Here is a 26,425-nt window from a genome sequence, read left to right as displayed (position 1 = left end):
CATAGTGTTACTGGCGATAAATTGAGGATTAATTAATGACTCTGTACATTGGCTTGATGTCCGGAACAAGTATGGATGGTATTGATGCGGCTCTTGTTGATGTATCAACAAATACGCTGCTTTATGGAATTACTAAAAAATACAGTAACGAAGTAGTAATGCGGATGGAGAAGCTGCTTTCGGGTTCAGATTTAAGTGTCGCATCTATTTGTCAGCTCAATACCTTAATTGGAAGAGAATTTGCCTATGCAGTAAATGAATTATTACAGAAAGCAAAATTATCAGCCAGTGATATTTGCTCCATAGGGAGTCACGGCCAAACAGTATGTCATAATACTCAGTGCACTATTCCCTATACTTTACAGCTGGGATGTGCTCACACTATCGCTGCATTAACAGGTATCACGGTTGTGGCTGATTTTCGAACCCGTGATCTAGTGCTGGGGGGGCAAGGAGCTCCTTTTGCGCCTCTTTATCATTACAAATTATTTGGTAATGAAAATAATCATGTCGCTGTAGTGAATATAGGGGGCATCGCGAATATTACATTGATTAATGCAAATGAGCCAATTAAAGGCTGGGACGTAGGCCCTGGAAATTGTTTAATGGATGCATGGATCATGAAACACCAGGGAAAATCTTATGATGCTAATGGAGTATGGGCGCGGCAAGGTAAAGTTATCGAACCTCTTCTTGAAATGCTAATGTCTGATTCGTTCGTTAATTCGCCATCCCCCAAAAGTATAGGAAAAGAATACTTTTCTTTATTATGGTTAGAGGGCCATTTAAAAGAACAGTATCAACCTGCAGACGTACAAAAAACTCTGCTTGCATTTACTGCTAAAACAATTGCGGATACAGTATTAAATGAACAAAATCATGCTGAAACAATGTACTTATGTGGAGGAGGCACTCATAATTCTGCTTTATTGCATATGTTGATTGAATTGTTGCCTCAAACCAAGGTAAAAAGTATTGCTGAAATAGGCCTTAGCCCTGATTACTTGGAAGCAATGATGTTTGCTTGGCTTGCTGAACAAACGATAAATCAAATTCCAGTGGATTTATGTACTATTACTGGCGCACGACAACCAGCAATTTTAGGTGCGATCTATCCTGTTATAAAATGATGTGAAAGAAAATCAATCGGCCTAAGTAAGCTGCAGTAGAATCAGGAGTTGAAGTAGTTATTTTTCTGCCTGTTGACCAGGTTTTGTATCTCAAAATGAAAAGCGAAAAAGCACTGTATTTGCTTGTCTAGCAAGTTTATATTGACAAAATAAATATGTATAGGCTTAAATGTGGAATTTCAAACGGAGTGACCTTAAATTGAGCGCACATTATTCAAAAAGCACAAGTCAAGGAACGGGCACAAGTCTCGTAACTGCTTATTTTATATTTTTTCTCGCGGCATCATTTTATTTATACGAATTCATTTTGCAAGTAGCACCCAGCGTTATGGCGGAATCCATGATGAAAACCTTTGGGGTCACTGGACAAGGATTTGGAGTTATATCTGCATTTTATTTTTATGCTTACGCGCCCACGCAAATACCTGCTGGTGTCTTATACGATCGTTATGGTCCGCGAAAATTAATGACTTTTGCAATTATACTATGTGCGCTTGGATCTGCTTTTTTTGCTTCAACAGACAGTGTATTCACTGCGTGTATCGGCAGGTTCCTTATTGGTATTGGCTCCGCATTTTCTTTTATAGGGGTGCTGGTTCTTTTATCGCGATGGTTTCCTCCTTATTATTTTGCCATTTTGGCAGGAGTTGCCCAATTGATGAGTTCGGTTGGTGCCATTTTTGGTGAAATGCCTCTTGCCTACTTAATTCAGGCTGTGGGGTGGCGGAATGCAAGTTTTATCCTTTCGATTATTGGCTTTATTTTAGCCGCATTTTTTTGGTTGTATATTCGAGATTATCCGCACCAGAAAAGTCAATCAGTTCCTGAACATTACCTACGCGATGAATGGAAACGACTTATTGCAGTGTGCAAACATGGTTATACTTGGATAATAGGCAGTTATGCATTCACAATCTGGGCTCCAATTGCAGTTTTTGCCGCACTCTGGGGAGTTCCATATTTACAAGAAAAATTTCAAATAAACTTAGTTGCTGCTTCAGGATTATGCAGTATGATTTGGATTGGAATAGGTGTGGGGAGTCCTCTCTTAGGATGGTTCAGTGATAGGATTGAAAGCCGACGTATTGCTCTGATTATTAGTGCATTTTTAGGATTATTTGCCACATTGGTCCTATTGTATTTGCCTGGATTGTCTTATGGATGGGCGCCCCTTGTTCTCTTTGTACTGGGTTTAGGAGCAGGTGGACAAACGGTAAGTTTTGCAGTGGTCAAAGAAAATAACCCTCCTGAGTTTGTTGGTACTGCTTCAGGTTTTAATAATCTTTCAGTTGTGTTAGGTGGTGCGATATTTCAGCCCTTAGTAGGTTACATATTACAGCATACTAACTTATGGCATGTAGTGGATGGGGCGCATGTATACAGTGTTGAAAGTTACCAGGTTGCCTTAATGGTAATGCCAATATGCTTTTTAGCCAGTTTGCTTATTGCAAGCTTCATTCTTAAAGAGTCACATCCAGCACATCAGAAGCAGCACTCATTGTAATTGCTTAGCTCATCTTTTCAATTCAGGAAGAGGTGAGCTTCAGCACTCTTAAACTTCTAAAAAGGATGTGCATACACTCCCTAAGTTATCTGTATCGCTTTTCTCTTCTTTATTCTTTGATGCAAACCATAATAAAGCACATTTGTCTTTATAAAAAATATAATTTGCTTCATGTAATCTGCTTAAATACTTTTGTTTGGCATAACCTTCATAGCATTTTTCCTCTTTTGCAATTCGATTAAATTTCTCTTCAAAAGCATTAAATTTAGCAGCTAGAAATTGAGCTGCCTCTGAAGAATCCCACGAACTCGTTAAGATCTTGGTAATGTTATTAGGTGAAGTAAAAATATGCTCATCAAAAGAATCAAATAGAATATTCCATAAGCTTAATGATTCAAACATTCCTTTGATTTGTGAGATCGTTTGTATAAATTGGCAAACACTTTGCGCATGCAATTGCAAAATACCTTCTTTTAGAGCTTCTTCTAAAAGAAAAAATTGAGTCGTGTGAGCCCATTTTCCATGTGCTGGACCAGCCCCCGCATCTGCAGCTAAATAACCATTTTTTAATAGAATATTATTAAAAAGATCAGCAGTTAATTCACCATGCAAAATGGGTGTGTGTTTGGGATACTTAAAATCAGGGCTAGTTTCAAATTCCGTACTAATCTCGGAAGAGGTTGGTGTATTAAAATGATTTTTGCTTCCCCAATCATCGAAAAACTGGCGCAAAGATCTATTTTCTTCTTGGTAAAATAAGAAATATGCAGTTACGAACTTTTTTAAACCCCGTAATACCAATTCTTCATTGCAGAAAAATTTCCAGACTGCAATAACATCTTCTTTTACATTTTTGTTTAAGTCAGTATAGCCTAAATCTTGTAAGTATTGTTCATAATTATTCGTATCTTCCTTTCCAGTTTGTATGAGTTCAACAGTCATGATTTTTCCTTTGAAAATACAGCTATATTTCGATGGCAGGTGTTTTATAGATTAATTAGATTGCGCATAATTTAAGTCATACCGAATTAAATGGTAATTATTTAGTGCTGCTCATGTCAAATACTTGATGTGTATGATGTTTATTTAGATAAAAATGAGGTGATTTATCAAATAGTATCTGCAGTAATTGCTTTTATGCCAATACAATAGCACGTAATGTTCCAGCAAATGCAGGAGGTAAATGAGTATCTTGTCCCGGAGTAGGTATGTATGAAAGTGCAGGTTCAAGATATATATTGTTCATTATTTTTGCCTGATAATAAATTTGATACATTAACTCAGAAGAGCGATTTGTAATCCTATGATTGAGCCAAGCAAGAGAAAATCCTGTTCCAAGTGAGTCTCCTTCACGATTTGCAATAAGGCCAAATACAGTCAAACCTGCACCAATGGATTGTTTCATCGGTAAAACGCTGGAATTATTGATACTGTATTGATAGAACGCAGAAATTCCACTAATGTCATATCCAGGATGACGATACCATAAGCGCTGGGAACCAAATAGATAAGCACCTGTTGCTCCCTTTTCTGTAAGATCGTGCTGGCGAATTAATCCTGTTTGATGCCATACACCTATTCCCGCAGTACCTGGACGATGATTTTTGCCTACAACCCAGGCTCCACCGGTTTCACCAACCTGAAAATAATTTCCATTGAACGTTGGACCTGATAATCCTGTTTGTTTGCCACTGGCCAAATTGCCATCATATATGCCATAGGAAATGTACCATTGTGTAATAGGGGCTAATGTCATGGTAATACCATATGCGGTATTCGTATAGCCCGGCATTACCCCATCTACTGATGGATTGATGAAAATTGGAGTATAAATCAAGCTTGTCACAGCAGGGATATTGGGGGCATGAGAACTAAGTGATGCGGGCTTGATTACGTTATTAAAATCAAGTGTGGTGATCGTTTTTCCAATTCGAACAAACATTTTTTTGTCAAAAAGGGCTTGTCTATACCAAAGCGCATAAAGCTCGGATCGGTTAAAAGGATAAACATCTGGCAATGAATTATACCCTTGAATAATACCTGCTTGCGCATTGGTATTCTGAGCATTTTGTTGCAGAAACTGAGCGCTAAATAATCCTCCATTCCACCCATTAAACTGCTCCGTATCTACAGTAAGATCCAATAAAAGTACGCTATTGGATGTCACACGATCAGCATCTGAAATTCCTCCTGAAAACAATTCATTCGTATCACCTATCCAAGCACCTTGAAACATAATTCCATGATTATTTTGGATGCCTAGTTTTTCCTCTAAATAACGTTGAATAACGCTCGATCCAGTTGTCACATTGACCGCAGCTGGGTTAGAACTTATGCTCGAATTACTTGCTAAAGTTTTGGGGTTTGATATCGTGATCGTTGATTCTATAGGGACAGATTGTGATGCCTTGGAATTAGCAATAGTATAAATACTATCTAAGAGAATAAGTAAGGTAAAAAATAATAATTTGATCATATTTTTTCTTTTAAAAGCATAGACATGCACATGTTTTTCTTTACATCGTTCACCATATACTTTTCTCAAGCTGGATTCAATAATTTCTAGGACCTAAATCAACAATTGTTACAGGAATTGAGCCGTATCGAGTGTTCAAAAAAGTACAGATGGAACAAGGGGATATTCAGACTTGGAGGAAGCAATTTTATAAGCTTGTGGCTTTAATAGGTTCCTAGAAACTGCCACAAGCTTAAAAAAAATTTTGACGGACTAGCAGCCTGCACCTGACATTAATATTGCTGATGCAAGTTGGTCTTGGTTTACAATATAGGTTTTATCAGGAACAATATCTACCCAGTTTGTAAGTAAATCAGGCCCCTTTTTGCCAGTTGACCAAACCACTACTCTAAAGTAATTGGCATGATTAGGTAGAGTAAGCTTGATTTCCCCTTTTGAGAGAGAATCTTAAGAGAACTTAAATCTAATTTTGAACCATTAATGATGGTTTTATTGCTTTCATTAATGGCCTCAGCGGATGTTACCCATTGCACTGCTATTTTGCCTCGATTATCTTTTGCAGGGTAATCTGTTTTATTATCAAGCACAATTTGAGTAGCAAAGGAAATTGAAGCCGTGAGGTATAAGCATAAGTAAACTGAGATCTTATTCATTTTTTTACCTAAAGGTTATTCAATAATTTTGCCTTCTTGAGGCACACAGGTTGCCTTTTCATTGATCTTAGGCGTTGCGAGAGGGAACTTGCCTTCAGCACTAAGTGTGGTCGCCTTCCCATTGTGCATGAACGTTTCTTTAGGAATATGAACAGCTACGTTTTTAATGACATTGACTGCTTCTGGAATCTTGAAATCACCTACCATGCTTAAAAATTGGTAACTTTCTTGCGGCGTGAACCCCTGGGTGCGTACTAAAAAGTCAATTGCATTCTTAGAGGCAAGCTGCATCGCTTCAAACAGGTTTTCATGTAAACCCATTATTATCCATTCCTCAGCATTTTCGACAATAGGCCATGTGAATAAACTGTTCCCATTTCGTTTGGTTTTATCAAATACCCCTTCAGCTTTTAAATCTTTTCTTACAATAAATTGGAGCGTGATTCCTTCATAGGAGGTCTCGAGTGCTGTGACATCAATCTCCCCATTACTCTGCATGGCATGTGAATCACCTGTCCAAACTAAAGCACCTTTTTGAAAAACGGGCAGATAAAGAATGGATCCTGCTTGCAGGCTTGGTTGGTCAAGGTTCCCCCCAAAGGGGCCTGGCGGGACTGAGTTGAACTGTCCTGGAACAGGTTGGCCCATATGAGTTTCTAAATTCACTGGCCATCCATCAGGCCAATCTCGAGGTGGAGCTACTGCGATAACTCCCGGAAAGGGTTTTAGGCGTAAGCATATGCCCTTGGTGAATTCCGTGGTGTTCTTTTCTTTATCATATTTGAAGTACATGATTCTTGGTTTAGTAAACTCTGATAAAATCCCTTGTGTAGGGCTTAAAAAATTATATCCGAAATCATTTAATTTGATATCTAACACTCGAATCTCAAGTACGTCTCCGGGCTCTGCTTCTTCAATATAAACAGGGCCGGTTAAGCTATGCATGCCACGTCTTTTTTGAATGTCATATTTTGTATAGAATTTTGCAACTTCAGCGGGTGTTGTTTTATTAAAGACCATTTCATGCAAGCAACTGTTCCAAGTTTCTAGAGATACGGAATCTCCAGAGTGAACTTTAACAACAGGTGTTTTATCCAGGGTAAATAGGCCAAGAGTTACTGTGTCTTTTGTGGCTGCGACTTTGTATGTTTCTGCCGAAACTGTAGAGAACAATGTGCTCGCTATTAATAAAGAGAACATTTGGATTTTCTTTAGCATTTCTTGTCCTTAAGAATGAATGTTGGCAATAGAGTGCGTCGAATAACTTAATAGATTTAATATGAATTTAATAAAAATTCAAGTCAGTTTAAAGTTGCCTGTTAAAAGAGTCATCACCCTAGTTAGTTTATATGAGAGACCTTTGTGCAAATATTTTTAAATCTATAGTGCCCTTAAACGGCTCAGGAGTAAAGAACAGCAAGATATGCTACGTGTTAGTTGTTGTCACTCATATCTCTTTATTTTCATCTGCGACTGGATCTTTAGGTAAAAAAGTTAATCCTATAAATATCAGGAATATGAATTGGATTGCGTTACAATAAAGCGCAAAATGAAGGTTATTGTGTTGTTTATAAAATAAATTGGCTATTTCTGTTCCTATTGCACCCACAACCATAACACATAGACTAACTAGTGCAGATGCGGTGCCTTTGCTTACCGGCGTTACAAAAAGACAGTATCTATTTAGAGGTGCATTAATCACACTCAGCGCAAAGAAGTAAATAATTATTCCAGGCAGCAAATAATAATAGGCATTCCCATAAAGAAAAGGAAGCAAAGAAGTTAAAACTGCCCCAAAAATCATGATAAAACAGCCTAAAAAAACTATTTGTTCAATTTTGTATTTGTAGGTTAATTTGTGTAAAAACCAATTGCCTAGAATGGTTGCACCAAATACAGGAAGTTGCCAAAGCCCATATTGAATTACTGTAAGTTTCGCCTCAACAATCAAAATGATCGGCGCTAATGCAATCCAGGCAATACAGGGAATACCCACTGTCCCGGCAGCTAAAGTACCAAAGCAAAACCTTTTATTGGTAAAGAGATCTTTATAGTTTTTAAATACTTTATGGGCTGAGAATTTGGTTTTAGGAATTAGTTCTCCATTCTTCTTTATTTGTCCTATAGGTTCTGGCATGTATCGCCACAATCCCCATAATGTAGCAAGAGCTCCAAACGCAATGGTCACAAAGATGTAACGCCATGAAGTATAATGAATGACTATGGCTCCGATGAGAGGACCTAATAATGGGGCAAGAATCGCAATATTTGCCATAATCGCTATTAAGCGAATCGCATCCATCTCTTCAAAAATCTCTTGGATTGTTGCATAGCCGATTACCCCAATAAAGCATAAGCCCATACCTTGAAGAAAGCGTGCAATCAAAAACTGGCTCATTGAATTAGAGCAGGCAATAAATAAAGTAAAAATAAAGAATAGGAATGCACCAAGCAGCATCATAGGCCTGCGCCCATAACTATCCGATATGGGCCCTAAAAAGATTTGCAGGCTTGCCCCTCCAAGAATATAAACACTCAAAGAGGTCGCTACAACAGATTCAGGCGCGTTAAAAGAATGAACAACATGAATCATGCCGGGCATAATCATGTCGTTGGCAATATAAGTTAAGAACTCATACATGACAAAAAAGCAGGTAAATATAAGTGCTTGTTTTTTTGATATAGGAATAAGGGGTTCAGCCATAACAAGACCCTTGTTGATTAATTTTTTCTTTAAGTGTACTACTCTGTAATTCTATGACTAATTTTTATATACTCTGTTGATGTTCAATTTTGCGAAACAATCTTATGAAATGGTATTTTTTTGGCGAAGACAGCGGCAAACCCAGAATTAATGAACATTTAATGATCTACATCCTTAGTCTACTTGATCCCGCTTCGCAGTTCAAGGCATCCCTTGTTAATCATCAATGGAACGAACTCGTAAAATTAGCCCAAAAATATATAAATTTATTGCCAACGATTCATCGCATTCCACTGCTTTCTAAGGTAGGCCTTGATGTATTAAGACTAAAATTAATGTCGGGAGGAATGACAAATACTGTATACCGAGTCCAATTGGGGCCCAATATAGCCAAATCGCTCATAAAATCTCCTGTTGTCAGTCCAGAGTTTATTGAGCGTAGCAAACCCCAACGGTGGGTATTACGAATCCCTGGAGAAGTATCATTATTTTCCGCATCACGTAAACACGAATTAGAAAATGCACGTAAGGCATCGCTTTTAGGTCTTAATGTGCCTATAGGACATTTTGCTCCAGATGGATTGCTATTAACTAAGTTTATAGAAAATGCTCAAGTTTTAGATGAAAAAACATTACAACGTGTTGACATATTGCAAACTCTAGCCGGTATGGCAAAAAAGTTACATACCTCGGAACGCTTTGATAATGATACTGCTGTTTTTGAACGTAATGAAGGATTAGTGGAGCGCTTGAAAATAAAAAATTTTGTTTTCCCCAAGGAAATGGATTTTGTAGTGAAACAGATGTTGTATTTGAAGAATTTGTTCTCTTCTTATGAAATTGAAATGAGTCCATGCCATAATGATTCAACACCATTGAACTACTTGATGTCGCTTTTGGGATTAAAGAAACAGGAGGTTTTTTATCAAATTGATTGGGAATATTCAAGCAATAACGACTTTATGTGGGATCTTGTTTATTTTGCAAGAGAAGCAAAACTCAGCAAAGAACAAGAGTTAATTTATTTAACTGCGTATTTTGGGAAAGAAAAGCTTACAGATTCAATCTTGGCATGGTTCAACGCGTATAAACCGGTTGTGGAGTGGTGGATAACTCTTTGGTCATGGACCCAATTGGCAAATGACGCCAAATCTGTGGGGAAGAATGAATATGAAAATTTGGGGAAAGAGCGTTTCGCAAAAACTTTGGATCTTTTACAAAGCGAAGAGTATAAGAATGCCCTTGCAGTTATTGAGGCAGATCGATTAGAGTCATCTTTTACTGGTCATCGATCTTTTACAATCTAAAATTGCGGCGTGGATGAATCATCTAAATCTATATACATCGTTGAAAGATCAGCTCGGCTTTACTCCGATATCCCGCCCCCACGGCTTGTTCGCGGAAACCACTGGCCCCAGCAGACAAGCCGCAGGGTGAGAGATGAGAATTTGTTTTATGCCATATGGTTTAAAAATTCTTGTAAATGTATTTTCTCTTGCTCGGAGCTTAAATATGTTTTGAGTAACTCCAATGCACGATGATATTCATCATATTGAAGTATGCCTCGCATCAGCTCAAATCGTAGAAAAACACAATAGGTATTGAGCACATCTGTCTCGCAATAATCGCGAATACTTTTTATTTGGCCTAATAAATAGTGTTCCCATACTTTAGAGCCACTCATACCCATTTTTCCAGGGAATCCAAGCATACTTGATATCTCGTCCAAGGGAGCAAAAGCTTTATTTTGATATCCTGCAATAACATCCATAAGATCAAGATGTCGATAATGGAATCGACTTAAGTAATTGTTCCAACGGAAATTTTGTTGATTTTCACCGTTTTCCCAATAAGTAGGTGCTGTAATCCCATGGAATAAGGAGCGATAGTGTAAAACCGGCAAATCGAAGCCACTGCCATTCCAACTGACTAAAGTTGGGGTATGTTTGTCAATTCCAGCAAAAAAACGAGTTATTAGTTCTTTTTCATCAGAGGACTCATCACCTAAAGACCAAACTTTTATTTGAGATCCGTGGCTCATAACTAAAGAAATAGCACAAATTTTTTGCAAATAATGAGGTAAAAAATCATGACCAACTTTGGCTCGACGTAAAGCAAACATCGCCTCTGCAGTATCCTTATCAGACAATCCATGCAGATCATATAAATTACGTCCAGTTTCAATATCAGGGATTGTCTCTATATCGAATACAAGAATAGTCATTGGCTTAACTTAATTTATCATGAATGAATCTATATCTTAACACGGGGTAATTCAGGGAAATAGTAATTTATTTTTTAAAATAACAACTTATTTTGAGTTCATCATTCGTGGATTGTAGTGCTTAAATTTGTTAAAATGATGTTTTTATTGTTTGGCTGCTCATGGACGCTCTATTACAAAATTTTAAGAAGTTGCGAATAGCCTTTTTGTTGTTTGCTTTGTTTCTTACTGCTTGTGTTAGCCATCCTCCTGCGGATGTCAATAACCTTTGCAATATATTTAGACAATATCCTAAATGGTATAAAGAGGCCAAGGATGTTGAACGCCGATGGAGGGTTCCAATTCCAGTGCAAATGGCTATTATCCATCAGGAATCAAAATTTAATGCCCGAGCACGACCTGCACGTAAAAAACTCTTCTGTCTTATTCCCTGGAAAAGACCTTCTTCAGCTTATGGATATACCCAAGCATTAGACGGTACCTGGAATCATTACAAACAAAATTGTGGAGGATGGTTTGCTTCACGCGGTGATTTTAGTGATGGTGTGGATTTCATTGGCTGGTATGCAAATGAAGCTTATAAAAAGGCAAGAATTCCGCGTACAGACGCTTATTCACTTTATTTAGCCTACCATGAAGGTATAGGTGGTTATCAGCGTAAAACCTATTTGAGAAAATCATGGTTAATCCCTGTTGCTCGCAAAGTAAAAGTGCGTTCACAACTTTATGCAGCGCAACTTAATTCGTGTAAAAAGAGGTTTGAATCACGATCCTGGTTTTAGGGGGTCAACAAGGTGGTAGCCTGGACGTGGCGAGGCGGAAACTAGGTTATATTTGAATTTATATGGTTTAATAAGTAATAATATATTCAGTAATATAGATTACTAAGGAGTTTTTTTAATGCGATTAATGCTTTTGGGTGGGCCGGGTGCAGGAAAAGGAACCCAGGCTTTGCGTTTGATAGAACGTTATCAAATTCCGCAAATCTCCACAGGTGATATGCTGCGTGCGGCTATTGCACAAGGAACTCCCTTGGGACTAAGTGCTAAAAAGATTATGGAGACAGGCGGTCTGGTACCCGATGACATTATTATTGGTTTAGTTAAAGAACGATTAAAAAAGAGTGACTGCGCCAATGGTTTTCTATTTGATGGCTTCCCTAGAACAATTGTACAGGCAAATGCTCTGAAGCAGGAAGAAATCTATTTAGATCATGTCATTGAAATTGATGTCGATGATGAGGAAATCATTAAACGAATCAGTGGGCGACGTATTCATCAACCTTCTGGTCGTGTTTACCATATTCATAACCATCCTCCAAAGCGCGAGGGAGTAGATGATATTACCGGTGAAGCTTTAATCCAACGCGAAGACGATAAAGAAGAAACTGTAAGAAAACGTTTAGAAGTTTATCGCAGTCAAACAGCACCTTTAGTCAATTACTATAAATCATGGGCTGAGAGTGGTACTCATGGTGCTCCTGAGTTTCATAGTATTAGCGGTACGGGTGATGTAGATGAGGTCTTTCAAAAAATTGTCAGCTCGATCGAAGCTAAGGAAGAAATATGGCCAGCCTCAATATAACTAATGCTGAATTCCAATCTTTAATTGATAAAAATGAAATTGTGTTTATTGATTTTTGGGCTGACTGGTGTGCTCCATGTAAGCAATTTTCTAAGGTTTATGAGCAAGTTGCTGAACAGTTTCCTAATATAAAATTTGCAAAAGTAAACATTGAAGCAGAGCAACAATTATCTGACTTTTTTGAAATACGCTCAATTCCTCATCTGATGGTTTTCAAAGAAGGGATTGTAATTTATTCAAATGCTGGCAGTATGCCAGCCTCTACGCTCAAGGAGTTGGTTGAGCAAGCAGTGGCAGTTGATGTCAGTGCAATAAAAGCGGAGCTTGAAGAAAAGGATGAGAAATAACTTGCGATAAGTATTTTGTAAGTTCTTTCTTTCCTGCTTCATCAATGATGATATCGAGCTTGGTTCGTCGCTTGAGTATATCATCACAGCTTTGCGCCCATTCTTCTAAAATCAAATAATCTACTTCAACTTGATAAAGGTAGGTACAGTACTTTTTCCCTAAGGATTCTCTACTATTACAAGGAGCAAGAAATAGTTCCATACGACTTCCATAAGTATATAAATAGCGCTGCAATAGGTCTTTATCCATCCATTTGTATTTCTCCTTAGCATATTGCGTATATTGCTCAAAATTCATTCCTTCAAAAACAGCCCCCGGCAAGGGAGTTGAGGCTGTCATCGAGGGGCCCATTTGTGGGAATGTTTGCAGCAGCTGATTAATGACATCTTCTGCCAATTGGCGGTAAGTGGTTATTTTACCACCATAAATTGTAACAATAGGCGTCGGTTTAAAATGTATTTTGTAGGAATAGTCACGACTTAAAGCGCTTGCTTCCTTGTTTTCATCGGCAAGTAAAGACCTAATGCCACTCCAAGTATAGATAATATCTTTTTCGGATATTTTGCATTCAAAATATAAATTAACTAATTTAATTAAATACTGAATTTCTTCATTACTAATACTTGCATTTCCTGGATTATCATCAGTTAACGGAATATCGGTTGTACCTATCATACTAAATCCGTGATAAGGAATAACGAAGATGATACGCTTGTCCTGATGTTGTAATAAATATGCGTGATTACCCTCATAAATTTGCGGGACAATAATATGGCTCCCCTTAATTAAACTAATTTTTTGTCGGTCTGGAGTTTGAGTAAGTTGTTCGACTGATTTAACCCATGGTCCCGCTGCGTTTACCACTGATTTGGCATAGAGTATATAGTTTGAGCCTGTTTTAGGTTGTACTGTTAATTGCCATAAATTATTTACAATTTCAGCATGAATTACTGTAGAGTACGTTCGTATGCTGGCTCCATGATTTTTCGCCTGAATTGCATTAGCAATGGTTAGGCGAGCGTCATCAGTGACAGCGTCATAGAAGAGGAATCCCATATTCAGTTTATTGATTAGGGCAGAAAAATATTCCTTTTTACTTTTTTTATAAATTACTTTGCATTTAGGCAAGCGATTTTTACTGTTTAAATGATCATAAATAAATAAACCTAAACGCAAAAACCAAGCGGAACGCATGTGTTTTTCATAGGGGAGAACCATGGCTTGAGGATGGACTAAATGCGGCGCTAGGTCTAAGAGTCTTTGTCTTTCGGTTATTGCTTTTTTAACCATTCCAAATTCATAATTTTCTAAATATCTTAACCCGCCATGAATGAGCTTTGTACTGCTTGAGGATGTTTTAGAGGCTAAATCATCTTGCTCCAGGAGCACTACAGACAATCCTCTTAATGCCGCATCCGCAGCACAACCACAGCCATTGATGCCGCCACCAATAATTGCAACATCAAAAACCGAATTCATATTTTGGTCTCCACAAAAAAAGTATACACTTACAATATACACATGGGATAAGGAACTCTGCAACAATGAATTATTTACTTGCGCTAGATCAAGGAACGAGCAGCACACGTGCCATGATATACACTGTTCATGGAGAATTAGTTGCCTCCAGTCAATATCCGCTCATGCAGTATTATCCTCAAGCAGGTTGGGTCGAACATGATCCGGAAGAAATATGGCAAAAAACTTTAACTGCAATGCGGGATGTGGTATCTCAAGTTACTGTAGATCACATAGTATCTTGTGGCTTAACAAATCAAAGAGAAACTACGGTAATCTGGAATAAAAAAACTGGTTTATGTCTTGCCCCAGCTATTGTATGGCAGGATCGTAGAACCGCTGAATATTGCCAGACTTTGGTAGCTGATGCATCCATGATTCAAGAGAAAACTGGTTTAATTCCCGATCCTTATTTTTCCGCAACTAAATTAAAATGGCTTTTAGAAAATAATCCTGAAGCAAAAATATTGGCAGATAAGGGTGACTTAGCTTTTGGTACCATTGATAGTTTCCTGATTTGGCGTTTAACCACAGAACATTTGCATTTGACTGATGTGACCAACGCGTCAAGAACGATGCTATTTAATATTAACGAAGAACAATGGGATTTAGATTTACTTAATTATTTTAAGATCCCTGAATCCGTTTTACCTAAAGTTTGTGCCAGTGACAGCCATTTTGGAATAATTGATAAACAGTGGCTTGGTATTGAACTACCAATTACAGGAGTTGCTGGTGATCAACAAGCTGCATTAGTTGGTCAATGTTGCTTCAAAATGGGAATGGTAAAAGCAACTTTTGGTACAGGGGCATTTTTATTACTCAATACGGGAGGTAAACCCGTATTATCACAACATAAACTTTTAACAACTATTGCTTACAAGATTCAGGGACAAACAACTTATGGACTGGAAGGAAGCATTTATCATGCTGGTACAGCTGTAAAATGGTTAAGAGACTCCATGAAACTGATTGACAATGATGATGAAACTGAGACACTGGCGAATTCATTAAGTGGAAATGAGGGGGTTTATCTCGTTTCCGCATTTACAGGTTTAGGTGCTCCTCACTGGCTATCAGCGCCTGGAGCATCCATAGTTGGTTTAAGTTTATCGAGCAATAGGGCGCATTTTGCCAGAGCTGCATTAGAAGGGGTTTGCTATCAAACTCGAGAAGTATGCCTTTGTATGCGAGAAGATAGTCAATTGGACCTATCACTATTACGCGTTGATGGTGGAATGTCTGTCAACGGATGGTTTTTACAATTTTTAGCTGATCAATGTCAATTAGAGGTCCAAAAACCCAAAAATATTGAAACAACAGCCCAGGGGGCAGCAATATTAGCGGCTTTGGGGTGTGGCGTTTTTAACTCTTTGGATGAACTGCATGCACGTTGGGATGTAGAGCAAGCGTTTATACCTCAAAGATCTTTAGAACAAGTGGAACTGGATTATCGTGGTTGGAGACAGGCTTTACAAAAAATAAAAGAATAAAGTTTATTCAGATTGGGTGAAAATAATTCTCAAAATACTCACATAGACATATATACGGCGTTTTTGTGAATCATTTTCACCCAACTTGGACTCAAATCAGACTTTTTCCAAAGTTTCTACACTGATTTTAGGGAACATCTCTGGTTTTTTCACCAGTATAAAGCTGACGAGGTCTACCAATTCTTGATTTGGTGGCAACCATCTCCATCCAATGACTCATCCAGCCAACAGTACGGGCTAGAGCAAAAACTACCGTAAACATATTGGTTGGAATTCCTATAGCACTTAAAGTCAGACCCGAATAAAAATCAACATTGGGATAAAGTTTTTTCTCAATAAAATAATCATCTTCAAGGGCAATGCGTTCAAGTTCCATAGCGAGTTTGAATAATGGAGCATCTTTTGCTCCCACAGCTTCCAAAACATCATAGCAGGTTTGGCGCATTACTTTTGCTCTAGGGTCATAGCTTTTATAAACACGATGGCCAAATCCCATTAATCGGAATGGATCATCTTTGTCTTTTGCTCGTTTGATGTAATGTTGAATGCGATCAACACTGCCAATTTCTTTAAGCATATTGAGACATGCTTCATTTGCCCCACCATGCGCAGGTCCCCACAATGCACCGATCCCTGCAGAGATGCATGCAAAAGGATTAGCACCAGTTGATCCAGCAAGGCGAACAGTAGAAGTTGAAGCATTTTGCTCATGATCCGCATGCAATATGAAAATCGTATCCATAGCACGTACTAGAACTGGATCTGGGGTGGATTCCTCTGTAGGAACGCTGAACATCATATGCAAGAAATTTTCGGCGTATGACATTTTATTTTGCGGATATATATAAGGTAATCCTATTGAGTATTTATAACTCATTGCTGCAAAAGTGGGCATTTTAGCAACCATACGAATTGCAGAAATAAAGCGATCTTCAGCATTATTTAAATCCATGGTGTCATGATAAAATGCAGATAGAGCACCAACCATACCGACCATAATTGCCATTGGATGAGCATCACGACGGAAACCGTTTAAGAACTGATACATTTGCTGATGTACCATAGTGTGGTTGTTAATTAAATTAACAAATTTCTTTTTCTCTTCAGCATTGGGCAATTCCCCATTGAGTAAAAGATAACTTACATCAAGAAAATCCTTTTTCTCAGCCAATTGCTCAATAGGATAACCACGGTAAAGTAATATGCCTTTATCACCATCGATATAGGTGATTTTGGATTCACAGGAGGCAGTCGATAAAAAACCCTGATCAAAGGTAAAGACGCCACGCGCACCCAGTTGCGTGATATCAATTACATCATTCCCTAATGTAGGTGTGTATACTGGTAATTGAAGCGGCTCTTGGCCTTCTAGGCTAAGTTTAGCTGTTTTTTTTGTCATTGCTTCTCCTGATAAAGGATTCATTTGAATTGTGCGTGGCACTATATACAAAATGAGCACTTACAGTCAATTTTATTATGGTTTAGAATTTCTAAGAATAACAGTAAAATATAATAAATTTCTCGCGTCAAGAAAGGGCGAAGACCTCACTTGCATTTTATCGTTTATCCTGACATTGTGCCATTTTCCAAGTCTACATTTTAGTTGAGATGATTTAATTAAATCCCTCTGTGTGGTATCCTTTATTATTAAAAAATTACCGTCAAGGATACCTCCAAACTATGGTTTATCTAGCTAAAGAAGTCTTGCCAGTTAATATTGAAGATGAGTTAAAGCAATCTTACTTAGATTATGCGATGAGTGTCATTGTAGGCAGGGCTTTGCCTGATGTTCGTGATGGATTGAAACCGGTTCATCGACGCGTGCTCTATGCGATGAGTGAATTAGGCAATGATTGGAATAAACCCTATAAAAAATCTGCGCGTGTGGTAGGGGATGTAATCGGTAAATATCATCCGCATGGTGACACAGCAGTTTACGACACTATAGTTCGCATGGCACAGCCTTTTTCGATGCGCTATCTTTTGGTAGACGGACAGGGTAACTTCGGTTCTGTAGATGGTGATGCTCCTGCTGCGATGCGATATACCGAAGTAAGAATGTCGAAGGTGGCCCATGCTTTATTGGCGGATCTTGATAAAGAAACTGTTGATTTTAGCCCTAACTACGACGAAACAGAATTCGCTCCTGTAGTTTTGCCATCACGTATACCTAATTTATTAGTTAATGGTTCTTCAGGTATCGCTGTAGGTATGGCCACTAATATCCCACCGCATAACCTTACTGAAGTCATCAATGCGTGCATTGCTCTGGTTGATGATCCTGAATTAAGTCTCGATGACATTATGGAAATTATTCCTGGTCCAGATTTTCCCACAGCGTCCATTATTAATGGCCGAGCCGGAATTATTCAAGGCTATCGTACGGGAAAAGGACGTGTCATCATTCGAGCGCGAACAGAAATTGAAACAGATGAAGATTCAGGGCGACAAGCCATTATTATCACGGAGCTTCCTTACCAGGTGAACAAGGCCCGTTTGGTTGAGCGTATTGCTGAGTTGGTGCGAGATAAAAAGATTGAAGGTATTTCTGGACTTAGGGATGAGTCTGATAAACAGGGTATGCGTGTCGTTATCGAACTAAAACGTAATGAAGTGGCTGAGGTTATTTTAAATAATTTGTATGCTCATACTCAAATGCAAAATGTATTTGGAATCAATATGGTTGCCTTAGTTGATGGCCAGCCCCGCACATTAAATTTAAAACAAATTCTTGAATATTTTATTAAGCATAGACGTGAAGTTGTAACCAGAAGAACTTTATTTGAACTGAAAAAAGCCCGTGCTCGCGCTCATTTATTAGAAGGGTTGGGAATTGCTTTAGCTAATATTGATGAAATGATTGCTTTAATTAAAAAATCACCAACACCTCAGGATGCTAAAGAAGCATTGCTTGCCAAATTGTGGCAACCTGGAATGGTTAAGGCGATGCTTGAAAAAGCAGGCTCCAACGCATCTCGACCTGATGATTTGGCCCCTGAATTCGGTTTAAGTGTTGATGGATATAAATTATCAGAAGCTCAGGCTCAGGCCATTCTTGAGTTAAGACTTCATCGCTTAACTGCCTTGGAGCAGGATAAAATTTTAGGTGAGTTTGAAGAATTATTAAAATTGATTCGCGAACTGTTGGAAATATTAGCTTCTCCAGAGCGACTCATGCAAGTGATTCGTGATGAGCTCATTGAAATAAAAACCCAATTTGGTGATGAACGTCGAACTGAAATCACAGCATCGCAAGAAGATTTGACAATGGAAGACCTCATAACTGAAGAAAACGTGGTGGTCACTCTATCGCATCAAGGGTATGTAAAATACCAACCGCTTACCGCATATCAAGCGCAACGTCGAGGCGGCAAGGGTAAATCCGCAACAAATGTTAAAGATGAGGACTTTGTTTCACGTTTGGTTATTGCAAGCACGCATGACACCTTACTTTGCTTCTCTAACCATGGAAAGCTTTATTGGTTGAAGGCTTATGAACTTCCCCTAGCCAGTCGAATTTCTCGTGGCCGTCCGATTATTAACATATTACCACTCGCTGAAGGTGAGGAAATTAATGCCATGTTGCCCGTTAGGGAATATCAAGAGGGCTATTATGTGTTTATGGCCACGAAAAAGGGAACAGTTAAGAAAGTGCCTTTAAATGCGTTTAGCAGACCTAGATCTAATGGAATTATTGCTGTTGACTTGGATGAAGATGACAGTTTAGTTGGGGTTGATATCACTGATGGCAGCAAGGATATCATGCTATTTACTGATGCTGGTAAGGTAGTTCGCTTTGATGAAAGCAAAGTGCGGCCTATGGGACGTACTGCTCGCGGGGTCCGAGGTATTCGCATCGAAGAGGGACAAGCAGTGATCTCCTTGATAGTAGCCCATTCTGATGGAACCATATTGACTGCAACAGAAAATGGATACGGTAAACGTACTTCAATCGAAGAATATCGGGTTTCTGGGCGTGGCGGACAAGGTGTAATATCCATTCAGGTAACCGAACGTAATGGGAAAGTTGTTCGCTCAGTACAAGTTACTGATAGTGACGAGGCTATGTTAATAACTGATAAAGGTACATTGGTACGCTTTAAGATCAATGAATTATCTGTAATCGGTCGAAATACACAGGGTGTTCGTTTAATCAATGTAAGCCCAGGTGAAAAAGTAGTCGGTATGCAAAAGATTGAAGATTTAGGTGAGGACTCCATTGAGTCCAACAATGAAACAGATACTGAAATTGAAATTGAAGAAAGCAGCGATGACAACTCGAGTTTATAATTTTGGGGCAGGCCCTTCCATGCTTCCTGAGGCTGTTCTTAAGGAAGCTCAGGAAGAGTTTCTTGATTGGCAAAATCTCGGTGTTTCTATTCTAGAGGTGGGACATCGTAGTCCGGAATTTTCGGCTCTATTAAATCATGCAGAACAGTCCTTAAGAGATTTGCTTTTTATACCTCAAAATTATCATGTTTTATTTTTGGGAGGAGCAGCCCGTACCCAATTTGCCATGATTCCAATGAATCTTTTAAATCCGGAAGAACAGGCAGGGTATCTGGTCACAGGGGTATGGTCACATATGGCTTTCTCTGAAGCAGAGCACTTGAAAAGAGCATATTGTATAGCCAGTGATGAAGAAAATGGTTATAAAACGATTCCTGAACCGAAAAACTGGAAAATAAAAGAAAATACATCTTACATTTACTATACGCCAAATGAAACTGTAAATGGGGTTCGCTTTCCTTATGTTCCTAACTCTAAGGGAATTACATTAATCGCTGATATGACGTCAGCCCTGCTTAGCGAGCCAGTAGATATCAAAAATTTTGGCTTAATTTTCGCTGGAGCACAGAAAAATATTGCTAATGCTGGATTAACCATCGTAATTATTAGAGATGATTTATTAGAAAGAATGCCTATTCCCCCTGTGCCAACGATGCTAAGTTATAAAATTCAAGCAGAGCATCACTCGCTTTATGCTACTTCGCCAGTTTTTAATTGCTATTTGGCTGATAAAATTTTTGATTGGATGAAAGCGCAGGGAGGGGTTGAAGAAATATACCGCTTAAACTGTGAAAAAGCTGCCAAATTATATCAATATTTGGACAATACAGATTTTTATACTACACATGTAAATCCTGAAGTACGCTCTATAGTTAATGTTTGTTTTTCACTCAAAAATGATAAATTAGAGAATGAATTCCTTCGATTGGCTCAACTCAGAGGTTTATATGCTTTAAAAGGACATCGATTAGTAGGTGGAATTCGCGCCAGTCTCTATAATGCAATGCCTATGGCTGGTGTTGATGCACTTATTGAATTCATGTCTGAATTTGCAAAGGAATATAGTCGGTGAGAATACATAATTTTATAAGTAAACCTGTTCATTCAATAAAAGGTGAGATCACTGTGCCTGGTGATAAGTCAATTTCTCATCGTTCCATTATTTTTGGTTCTATAGCTAAAGGAACAACAATTATCAATGGATTTCTCGATGGCGATGATTGCATTGCGACCCTAAAAGCGTTCCAGGCAATGGGAGTTACAATAGAGGGACCTGATGAACAGCAAGTGGTAATTTACGGTGTTGGTAAGCATGGATTAAAAAAGCCAGAAAAGATGATAGATTGCGGAAATTCCGGAACCAGCATGCGTTTATTAGCAGGATTATTGGCTGCGCAATCGTTTGATAGTCAATTAACCGGGGATGAGAGTTTATTGAAGAGACCCATGCTACGGGTTAGTAAGCCACTAACACAAATGGGTGCTGATATCACTACAGTAGACGGTAAGCCTCCGATTACAATTAAAGGCGGAAAAAAACTTACAGGGATCCATTATGTAATGCCTGAAGCGAGTGCTCAGGTAAAGTCCTGTATTTTATTAGCAGGGCTTTATGCTGAGGGTGAAACGCGAATTACAGAAATAGGTATAAGCCGTGATCATACAGAGTTAATGCTTAAAAACTTTTCTTATCCAGTACATCGTTCGAATAATACATTAATTATTAATTCAGCGTATGAATGTCTAGGCACAGACGTATATGTTCCTGGAGATATTTCGTCTGCGGCATTTTTCATTGTTGCAGCTTCTATCATCCCTGGTTCCGATATTCTCATTCGTAATGTAGGTCTTAACCCAACACGCACAGGGATAATTCATATTTTGTTAGAAATGGGAGCTAATATTACTCTTTTAGAGCAGCGACAGTTAGGTGAGGAGATGGTCGCCGATTTACGAATTAAACATGCACCATTAAAGGGAATTAATATTGAAGCAAACATGGTGCCACTTGCAATTGATGAGTTTCCTGTTATTTTTATAGCCGCTGCGTGTGCCCAAGGACAAACTTCGCTGCGTGGTGCAAGCGAGTTGCGTTTTAAAGAAAGTGATCGCATTGCTGCCATGGTTGATGGTCTAAAAAAATTAGGTATTCATGCGCAAGCATTGGATGATGGAATAATAATTGAAGGAGGAACGTTACATGGAGGTACTGTTGAGAGCAGAGGCGATCATCGTATTGCCATGTCTTTTGCAATCGCTGGGGCTGTAGCTAGTGATCCTGTTACTATAAAAAATTGTGTCAATGTAGCTACCTCGTTTCCTTTGTTTGTAGAAACTGCAAAGGAACTTCAATTACAAATAGAGGAAACTGTTGATAATGTACAATGACACTGTGCCTGTAATAACCCTAGACGGACCGAGCGGAACTGGTAAAGGAACGCTCTGCCAATTAATTGCAAAACATCTTAAATGGAATATGCTTGATAGCGGTGCAATTTACCGTGTTCTTGCGTACGCAGTCAGGAAAAACAAAATCGATTTTAACGAAGTGCATGCATTAACTGTACTCGCGCGCTCTCTAAATTTACATTTTGCATCCTCGGATGATAATGGAGCAAAAGTAATTTTGGATGATGAAGATATTAGTGCAGAAATTCGAAGCGAACAATGTGGTCAGGATGCGTCTCAGATTGCTGCTATCCAGGAAGTAAGACAAGCTTTACTCGATCGCCAACGTAATTTTGCCCAACCTCCGGGTTTAGTTACAGATGGTCGAGATATGGGTACGGTGGTCTTTCCTAAGGCAATTTTAAAAGTTTTTTTATATGCAAGTGAAGAGGAAAGAGCAAATAGACGTTATTTACAGTTGAAAGAAAAAGGAATTAATGTTAGCCTCGCGCAGGTTGTAGAAGAATTGGCTAAACGTGATGTAAGGGATACTGCTCGTACGCATGCGCCATTAAAGCCTGCAGAAGATGCAGTGCAAATTGATACAACCAGATTATCCATTGTACAAGTGTTTAATATTGTATTAAAATTAATTAATGAACGTTTGTTTAATGCTTAATGGTTTGTTGGGGGAAAGATGAGTGGAACTCATTCTTTCATTTTTTTACTAAAGAGTTTATTAACATGTCTGAAAGTTTCAAAGAATTGTTTGAGCAAAGTATTGCCGGTGCTCAATTTTATCCAGGTGCCATTATTAATGCCAAGGTTATCGGTATCGATAATGATTATGTCATTTTAAATGCCGGTCTAAAATCCGAAGGTATTGTACCTAAAGAAGAATTTTATGATAAAGATGGTGCGTTGGAAGTTAACCTAGGCGATACCGTTGAAGTTGCTTTAGATTCTGTAGAGGATGGCTACGGTGAAACGCTCCTTTCGAGAGAAAAAGCGAAACGTCAGGAAGCTTGGCGTAAATTATCTAAATCACATGAAAACAATGAAACAGTTACCGGTCTTATTTCTGGAAAGGTCAAAGGCGGATTTACTGTTGAAATTGGTACTATACGCGCATTCTTACCTGGTTCATTAGTTGACGTCAGACCTGTAAGAGATCCTTCTTATCTGGAAGGCAAAGAGCTTGAATTCAAAGTAATTAAAATGGATTTAAAGCGCAATAACATTGTTGTATCACGCCGTGCAGTCGTTGAAGAAGAAAGCAGCGCTGACAGACAGGCATTGCTCGAGTCCCTGCATGAAGGTCAAGAACTCCATGGTATTGTTAAAAATCTTACCGATTATGGTGCATTTATTGACTTGGGTGGCATAGATGGCTTATTGCATATAACTGATATTTCATGGAAACGTGTAAAACATCCAAGCGAAGTATTATCCGTTGGCCAAGATGTAAAAGTGAAAGTATTAAGTTTTGATAGCGAAAGAAATCGTGTTTCTTTAGGTATGAAACAATTAGGTAACGATCCTTGGGTTGATCTAGTAGAGCGTTATCCTATAGGCAAAAAATTACAAGGCAAAGTAACGAACATTACAGATTATGGTTGCTTTGTTGAAATAGAAGAGGGCGTAGAAGGCTTAGTTCACATGTCAGAAATGGATTGGACCAATAAAAACGTACATCCAAGTAAAGTAGTATCTCTAGGGGATGTGGTTGATGTGATGGTTCTTGAAATTGACGAAGAAAGACGCCGTATTTCTTTGGGAATGAAGCAATGCGTTGGTAACCCATGGCAACAATTTGCTGCAAGCCACTCTAAAGGTCAAAAAGTAAGCGGTAAGATTCGTTCAATTACCGATTTTGGAATATTTATCGGCTTGGATGGAGATATTGATGGCTTAGTTCATTTGTCTGATATTTCCTGGACTGTTCCTGGTGAAGAGGCTGTAAAACAGTTCAAGAAAGGTCAAGAGATGGAAGCTGTTATTCTTGCTATAGATCCTGAGCGTGAGCGCATTTCTTTGGGTATTAAACAGCTTGAAGGTGATAATTTTGCAAGTTTTGTTGATGAGTACACCAAAGGCGCTATCGTAAAAGGTACTGTTGTGGCCGTAGATCCTAAAACCGTTACTGTAGCATTGGCAGATGACATTACTGGCACTATTCGTGTGAGTGAACTATCAGATGAACGTGTTGATGATGCTACTACTCTTGTCAAAGAAGGCGACGAGATTGAAGCAAAAATTATGAACGTTGATCGTAAAAATCGCTCAATTACTCTTTCAGTAAAAGCGAAAGATGCTCAAGATGAAGCAGATGCGATTAAGAAATATTCCAGAACGGAAGGTGCTTCAACAACCTTAGGTGATTTGCTGAAAGAAAAAATGGCAAGCAAAGAGAGTGATTAATCTCTTTATTGCCAATTAGTTAAGAAAGCGTAGATCCTTCTACGCTTTTTTTTGTTTGCATATTTTAATAGCCTGAGTGACGCGAAGTATAACTTAGGTTATTGTTATATGTGTCCTGGAAAAGCCCGGGACAGCTTCGCTCTACCTGGGTAACAAAAAAGGAAGAATTTATGCGCATATTAATGCTGGTTATTTATATATTTTTGATCATTATTGGCGTTAGTTTTGCAGCTTTAAATGCTACTTCGGTGGACGTTAATTTGTATTTTAAAGTAATATCAATGCCTATCTCTGTTCTTATGACAATTATGCTGGGCATCGGTATTTTAATCGGTTTTATACTTTTTATCTGGCGATATTGGCGTTTAAAAGCGGAATGTCACAAAATTAAAAATCAATTAAAATTAACAGAAAAAGAAATTAAAAACTTACGATCAATTCCATTGCAAGATCAGCATTAGTTTTTTTATTATTATAAACTTGACGTGCACAGAGGAGGGGTAATAATGATAGATTTATGGCCATTACTATTGCCTGCTGCTGCTTGGTCTGGTTGGTGGATGGCTAATCGTAGTAAACCCAAGGAAGATCCAACTTTTTATAATCGCTTATCCCGTGAGTATGTTGTCGGATTAAATTATCTCCTAAATGAACAACCAGATAAGGCTGTTGATATTTTTATTAAATTATTAGAAGTTGACAGCGATACTGTTGAAACCCATCTTGCGTTAGGGAGTTTATTCAGACGTCGTGGCGAAGTAGATAGAGCCATTCGGATACATCAGAATTTAATCGCAAGACCTCAGCTAAGCATTTTGCAAAGAAAAGAATCTTTAATGGCCCTAGGCCAGGATTATATGAGCGCTGGTTTATTTGATCGTGCAGAACGGATTTTTTTAGAGGTTGTAGAACTAGGAGGCTCTAAAGAAACGAGCAGTTTGCATGGCTTATTAGCGATTTATCAACAAGAAAAAGCGTGGGAAAAGGCTTTAGATGTAGTAAAAAAACTGGAGATTTCTACAGGGACAAGTTTTCATAATCAAGCGGCGCATTACTATTGTGAAATGGCCAATCAGGCATTAAAAACAAATGCAATTGATAAGGCGGCTTATTGTATTAAACAGGCAATATCCGTGGACAATCAATCAGTTCGAGCAAGTTTAATGAATGCAAGCCTTGAAATGAAAGAAGGGCGCTTCAAACAAGCAATCCGCTCATTAAAACGCATACCTCAACAAGATGCTGATTTTTTAACAGAAATTATCGAACCTTTAGTTATATGTCATAAAGAATTAAATACAATGGATGAATGTGTCAAGTATCTGGAAGAGACCTTGGAGAATAATCCCAGAGCTTCAGTAATTTTTGTGATCGCAGAATATTTGAGGCAACAAAAAAATATGGATGCAGCTATAGATTTCGTAGCTGATAATTTGAGTAAACATCCATCAATTCGGGGTTTAAATCAATTAATCTATTGGCATCTTGAATCTGCTCACGGAAAAGTGCGTGACAAGTTACAAATGCTTTATGATATAACAAGTAAATTTTTAGACAATAAGCCAGTCTATCGATGTATTCATTGTGGTTTTGGTGGAAAACATCTTCATTGGCATTGCCCCGGCTGTAAAAACTGGGGAAGAATGAAACCTGTCCATGGCTTGGAAGGATATTAACTAATTTTTAAGAGAT

At 38.4% G+C, this 26,425-nt stretch carries 22 protein-coding genes; 14 read left to right on the top strand and 8 right to left on the bottom strand.

Annotated features, from left to right (window positions below; all coding sequences use genetic code 11):
* The first annotated feature begins 35 nt into the window (after positions 1 to 35).
* Together FOLKNPGA_RS10105 and FOLKNPGA_RS10100 are read left to right on the top strand one after the other, a co-directional pair.
* Positions 36 to 1,130, top strand: a complete 1,095-nt coding sequence (locus FOLKNPGA_RS10105) for an anhydro-N-acetylmuramic acid kinase (RefSeq protein ID WP_182349799.1) — start codon at positions 36 to 38, stop codon at positions 1,128 to 1,130.
* A 169-nt stretch (positions 1,131 to 1,299) separates the two neighbouring features.
* Positions 1,300 to 2,634 carry an MFS transporter gene (locus FOLKNPGA_RS10100; protein ID WP_370529163.1) on the top strand — a complete coding sequence of 445 codons (1,335 nt, stop codon included), beginning with the start codon at positions 1,300 to 1,302 and terminating at the stop codon, positions 2,632 to 2,634.
* A 48-nt stretch (positions 2,635 to 2,682) separates the two neighbouring features.
* Here FOLKNPGA_RS10100 and FOLKNPGA_RS10095 read toward each other — a convergent pair whose 3' ends face one another.
* The 5 genes from FOLKNPGA_RS10095 to FOLKNPGA_RS10075 form a co-directional block, all read right to left on the bottom strand.
* Positions 2,683 to 3,576, bottom strand: coding sequence for a LirA/MavJ family T4SS effector (locus FOLKNPGA_RS10095; protein WP_182349797.1), 894 nt, complete (start codon positions 3,574 to 3,576; stop codon positions 2,683 to 2,685).
* A gap of 193 nt (positions 3,577 to 3,769) precedes the next feature.
* Positions 3,770 to 5,110 (bottom strand): carbohydrate porin, encoded by a 1,341-nt coding sequence (locus FOLKNPGA_RS10090; protein WP_182352827.1) that lies wholly within the window; start codon positions 5,108 to 5,110, stop codon positions 3,770 to 3,772.
* A gap of 383 nt (positions 5,111 to 5,493) precedes the next feature.
* Positions 5,494 to 5,763 carry a hypothetical protein gene (locus tag FOLKNPGA_RS10085; protein ID WP_255465949.1) on the bottom strand — a complete coding sequence of 90 codons (270 nt, stop codon included), beginning with the start codon at positions 5,761 to 5,763 and terminating at the stop codon, positions 5,494 to 5,496.
* A 15-nt stretch (positions 5,764 to 5,778) separates the two neighbouring features.
* The gene (locus tag FOLKNPGA_RS10080; protein WP_182349796.1) at positions 5,779 to 6,981 is read right to left on the bottom strand and encodes an acetamidase/formamidase family protein; all 1,203 of its coding nucleotides are present in this window, start codon (positions 6,979 to 6,981) and stop codon (positions 5,779 to 5,781) included.
* 229 nt (positions 6,982 to 7,210) lie between these two features.
* On the bottom strand, positions 7,211 to 8,467 hold the full coding sequence (locus FOLKNPGA_RS10075; RefSeq protein WP_182349795.1) for an MFS transporter: 1,257 nt from the start codon (positions 8,465 to 8,467) through the stop codon (positions 7,211 to 7,213).
* Positions 8,468 to 8,571: 104 nt separating this feature from the next.
* On the opposite strand from FOLKNPGA_RS10075, the gene FOLKNPGA_RS10070 reads away from it, so the two are divergent.
* A complete protein-coding gene (locus FOLKNPGA_RS10070; RefSeq protein WP_182349794.1) occupies positions 8,572 to 9,774 on the top strand; it encodes a phosphotransferase in 1,203 nt (400 codons plus the stop codon).
* A 146-nt stretch (positions 9,775 to 9,920) separates the two neighbouring features.
* Here FOLKNPGA_RS10070 and FOLKNPGA_RS10065 read toward each other — a convergent pair whose 3' ends face one another.
* The gene (locus tag FOLKNPGA_RS10065) at positions 9,921 to 10,691 is read right to left on the bottom strand and encodes a 3'-5' exonuclease (RefSeq protein WP_182349793.1); all 771 of its coding nucleotides are present in this window, start codon (positions 10,689 to 10,691) and stop codon (positions 9,921 to 9,923) included.
* A gap of 161 nt (positions 10,692 to 10,852) precedes the next feature.
* Here FOLKNPGA_RS10065 and FOLKNPGA_RS10060 point away from each other — a divergent pair, with 161 nt between their 5' ends.
* The 3 genes from FOLKNPGA_RS10060 (at position 10,853) to FOLKNPGA_RS10050 (ending at position 12,622) form a co-directional block, all read left to right on the top strand.
* Entirely contained in the window at positions 10,853 to 11,473 is a 621-nt protein-coding gene (locus tag FOLKNPGA_RS10060; RefSeq protein WP_182349792.1) for a transglycosylase SLT domain-containing protein, read from the top strand.
* Between the two features lie 118 nt (positions 11,474 to 11,591).
* Positions 11,592 to 12,275: an adenylate kinase gene (adk, locus tag FOLKNPGA_RS10055; RefSeq protein ID WP_182349791.1), complete on the top strand. Its 684-nt coding sequence runs from the start codon at positions 11,592 to 11,594 to the stop codon at positions 12,273 to 12,275.
* Positions 12,257 to 12,622 carry a co-chaperone YbbN gene (locus tag FOLKNPGA_RS10050; RefSeq protein ID WP_182349790.1) on the top strand — a complete coding sequence of 122 codons (366 nt, stop codon included), beginning with the start codon at positions 12,257 to 12,259 and terminating at the stop codon, positions 12,620 to 12,622. Before adk ends, FOLKNPGA_RS10050 begins: the two co-directional genes overlap by 19 nt.
* On the opposite strand, the gene glpD is transcribed toward FOLKNPGA_RS10050, so the two are convergent.
* Positions 12,579 to 14,102: a glycerol-3-phosphate dehydrogenase gene (gene glpD / locus FOLKNPGA_RS10045; protein ID WP_182349789.1), complete on the bottom strand. Its 1,524-nt coding sequence runs from the start codon at positions 14,100 to 14,102 to the stop codon at positions 12,579 to 12,581. The two genes, FOLKNPGA_RS10050 and glpD, sit on opposite strands and share 44 nt — an antisense overlap.
* A gap of 65 nt (positions 14,103 to 14,167) precedes the next feature.
* Here glpD and glpK point away from each other — a divergent pair, with 65 nt between their 5' ends.
* Positions 14,168 to 15,634: a glycerol kinase GlpK gene (gene glpK, locus FOLKNPGA_RS10040; RefSeq protein WP_182349788.1), complete on the top strand. Its 1,467-nt coding sequence runs from the start codon at positions 14,168 to 14,170 to the stop codon at positions 15,632 to 15,634.
* A 127-nt stretch (positions 15,635 to 15,761) separates the two neighbouring features.
* On the opposite strand, the gene gltA is transcribed toward glpK, so the two are convergent.
* On the bottom strand, positions 15,762 to 17,033 hold the full coding sequence (gltA, locus tag FOLKNPGA_RS10035) for a citrate synthase (RefSeq protein WP_182349787.1): 1,272 nt from the start codon (positions 17,031 to 17,033) through the stop codon (positions 15,762 to 15,764).
* 281 nt (positions 17,034 to 17,314) lie between these two features.
* Between gltA and gyrA the strand changes: the two genes are divergently transcribed.
* From gyrA to lapB, 7 genes are all read left to right on the top strand, one after another.
* On the top strand, positions 17,315 to 19,924 hold the full coding sequence (gene gyrA, locus FOLKNPGA_RS10030) for a DNA gyrase subunit A (protein WP_182349786.1): 2,610 nt from the start codon (positions 17,315 to 17,317) through the stop codon (positions 19,922 to 19,924).
* Positions 19,905 to 20,996: a 3-phosphoserine/phosphohydroxythreonine transaminase gene (gene serC / locus FOLKNPGA_RS10025; protein ID WP_182352826.1), complete on the top strand. Its 1,092-nt coding sequence runs from the start codon at positions 19,905 to 19,907 to the stop codon at positions 20,994 to 20,996. Before gyrA ends, serC begins: the two co-directional genes overlap by 20 nt.
* The gene (gene aroA, locus FOLKNPGA_RS10020; protein WP_370529162.1) at positions 20,993 to 22,312 is read left to right on the top strand and encodes a 3-phosphoshikimate 1-carboxyvinyltransferase; all 1,320 of its coding nucleotides are present in this window, start codon (positions 20,993 to 20,995) and stop codon (positions 22,310 to 22,312) included. Before serC ends, aroA begins: the two co-directional genes overlap by 4 nt.
* Positions 22,302 to 22,991, top strand: coding sequence for a (d)CMP kinase (cmk, locus tag FOLKNPGA_RS10015; RefSeq protein WP_182349785.1), 690 nt, complete (start codon positions 22,302 to 22,304; stop codon positions 22,989 to 22,991). The genes aroA and cmk overlap by 11 nt, the downstream gene beginning before the upstream one ends.
* A gap of 65 nt (positions 22,992 to 23,056) precedes the next feature.
* Entirely contained in the window at positions 23,057 to 24,733 is a 1,677-nt protein-coding gene (gene rpsA, locus FOLKNPGA_RS10010) for a 30S ribosomal protein S1 (protein ID WP_182349784.1), read from the top strand.
* Positions 24,734 to 24,903: 170 nt separating this feature from the next.
* The gene (locus tag FOLKNPGA_RS10005; RefSeq protein WP_182349783.1) at positions 24,904 to 25,194 is read left to right on the top strand and encodes a LapA family protein; all 291 of its coding nucleotides are present in this window, start codon (positions 24,904 to 24,906) and stop codon (positions 25,192 to 25,194) included.
* A gap of 45 nt (positions 25,195 to 25,239) precedes the next feature.
* Positions 25,240 to 26,409 carry a lipopolysaccharide assembly protein LapB gene (gene lapB / locus FOLKNPGA_RS10000; protein ID WP_182349782.1) on the top strand — a complete coding sequence of 390 codons (1,170 nt, stop codon included), beginning with the start codon at positions 25,240 to 25,242 and terminating at the stop codon, positions 26,407 to 26,409.
* The last annotated feature ends 16 nt before the right edge of the window (positions 26,410 to 26,425 follow it).

This window comes from Legionella sp. PC1000, assembly GCF_014109805.1.
Taxonomy (GTDB): domain Bacteria; phylum Pseudomonadota; class Gammaproteobacteria; order Legionellales; family Legionellaceae; genus Legionella; species Legionella resiliens.
The sequence above is the reverse complement of the archived record's forward strand: the minus strand, read 5'-3'. Positions and strand labels throughout refer to the sequence as shown.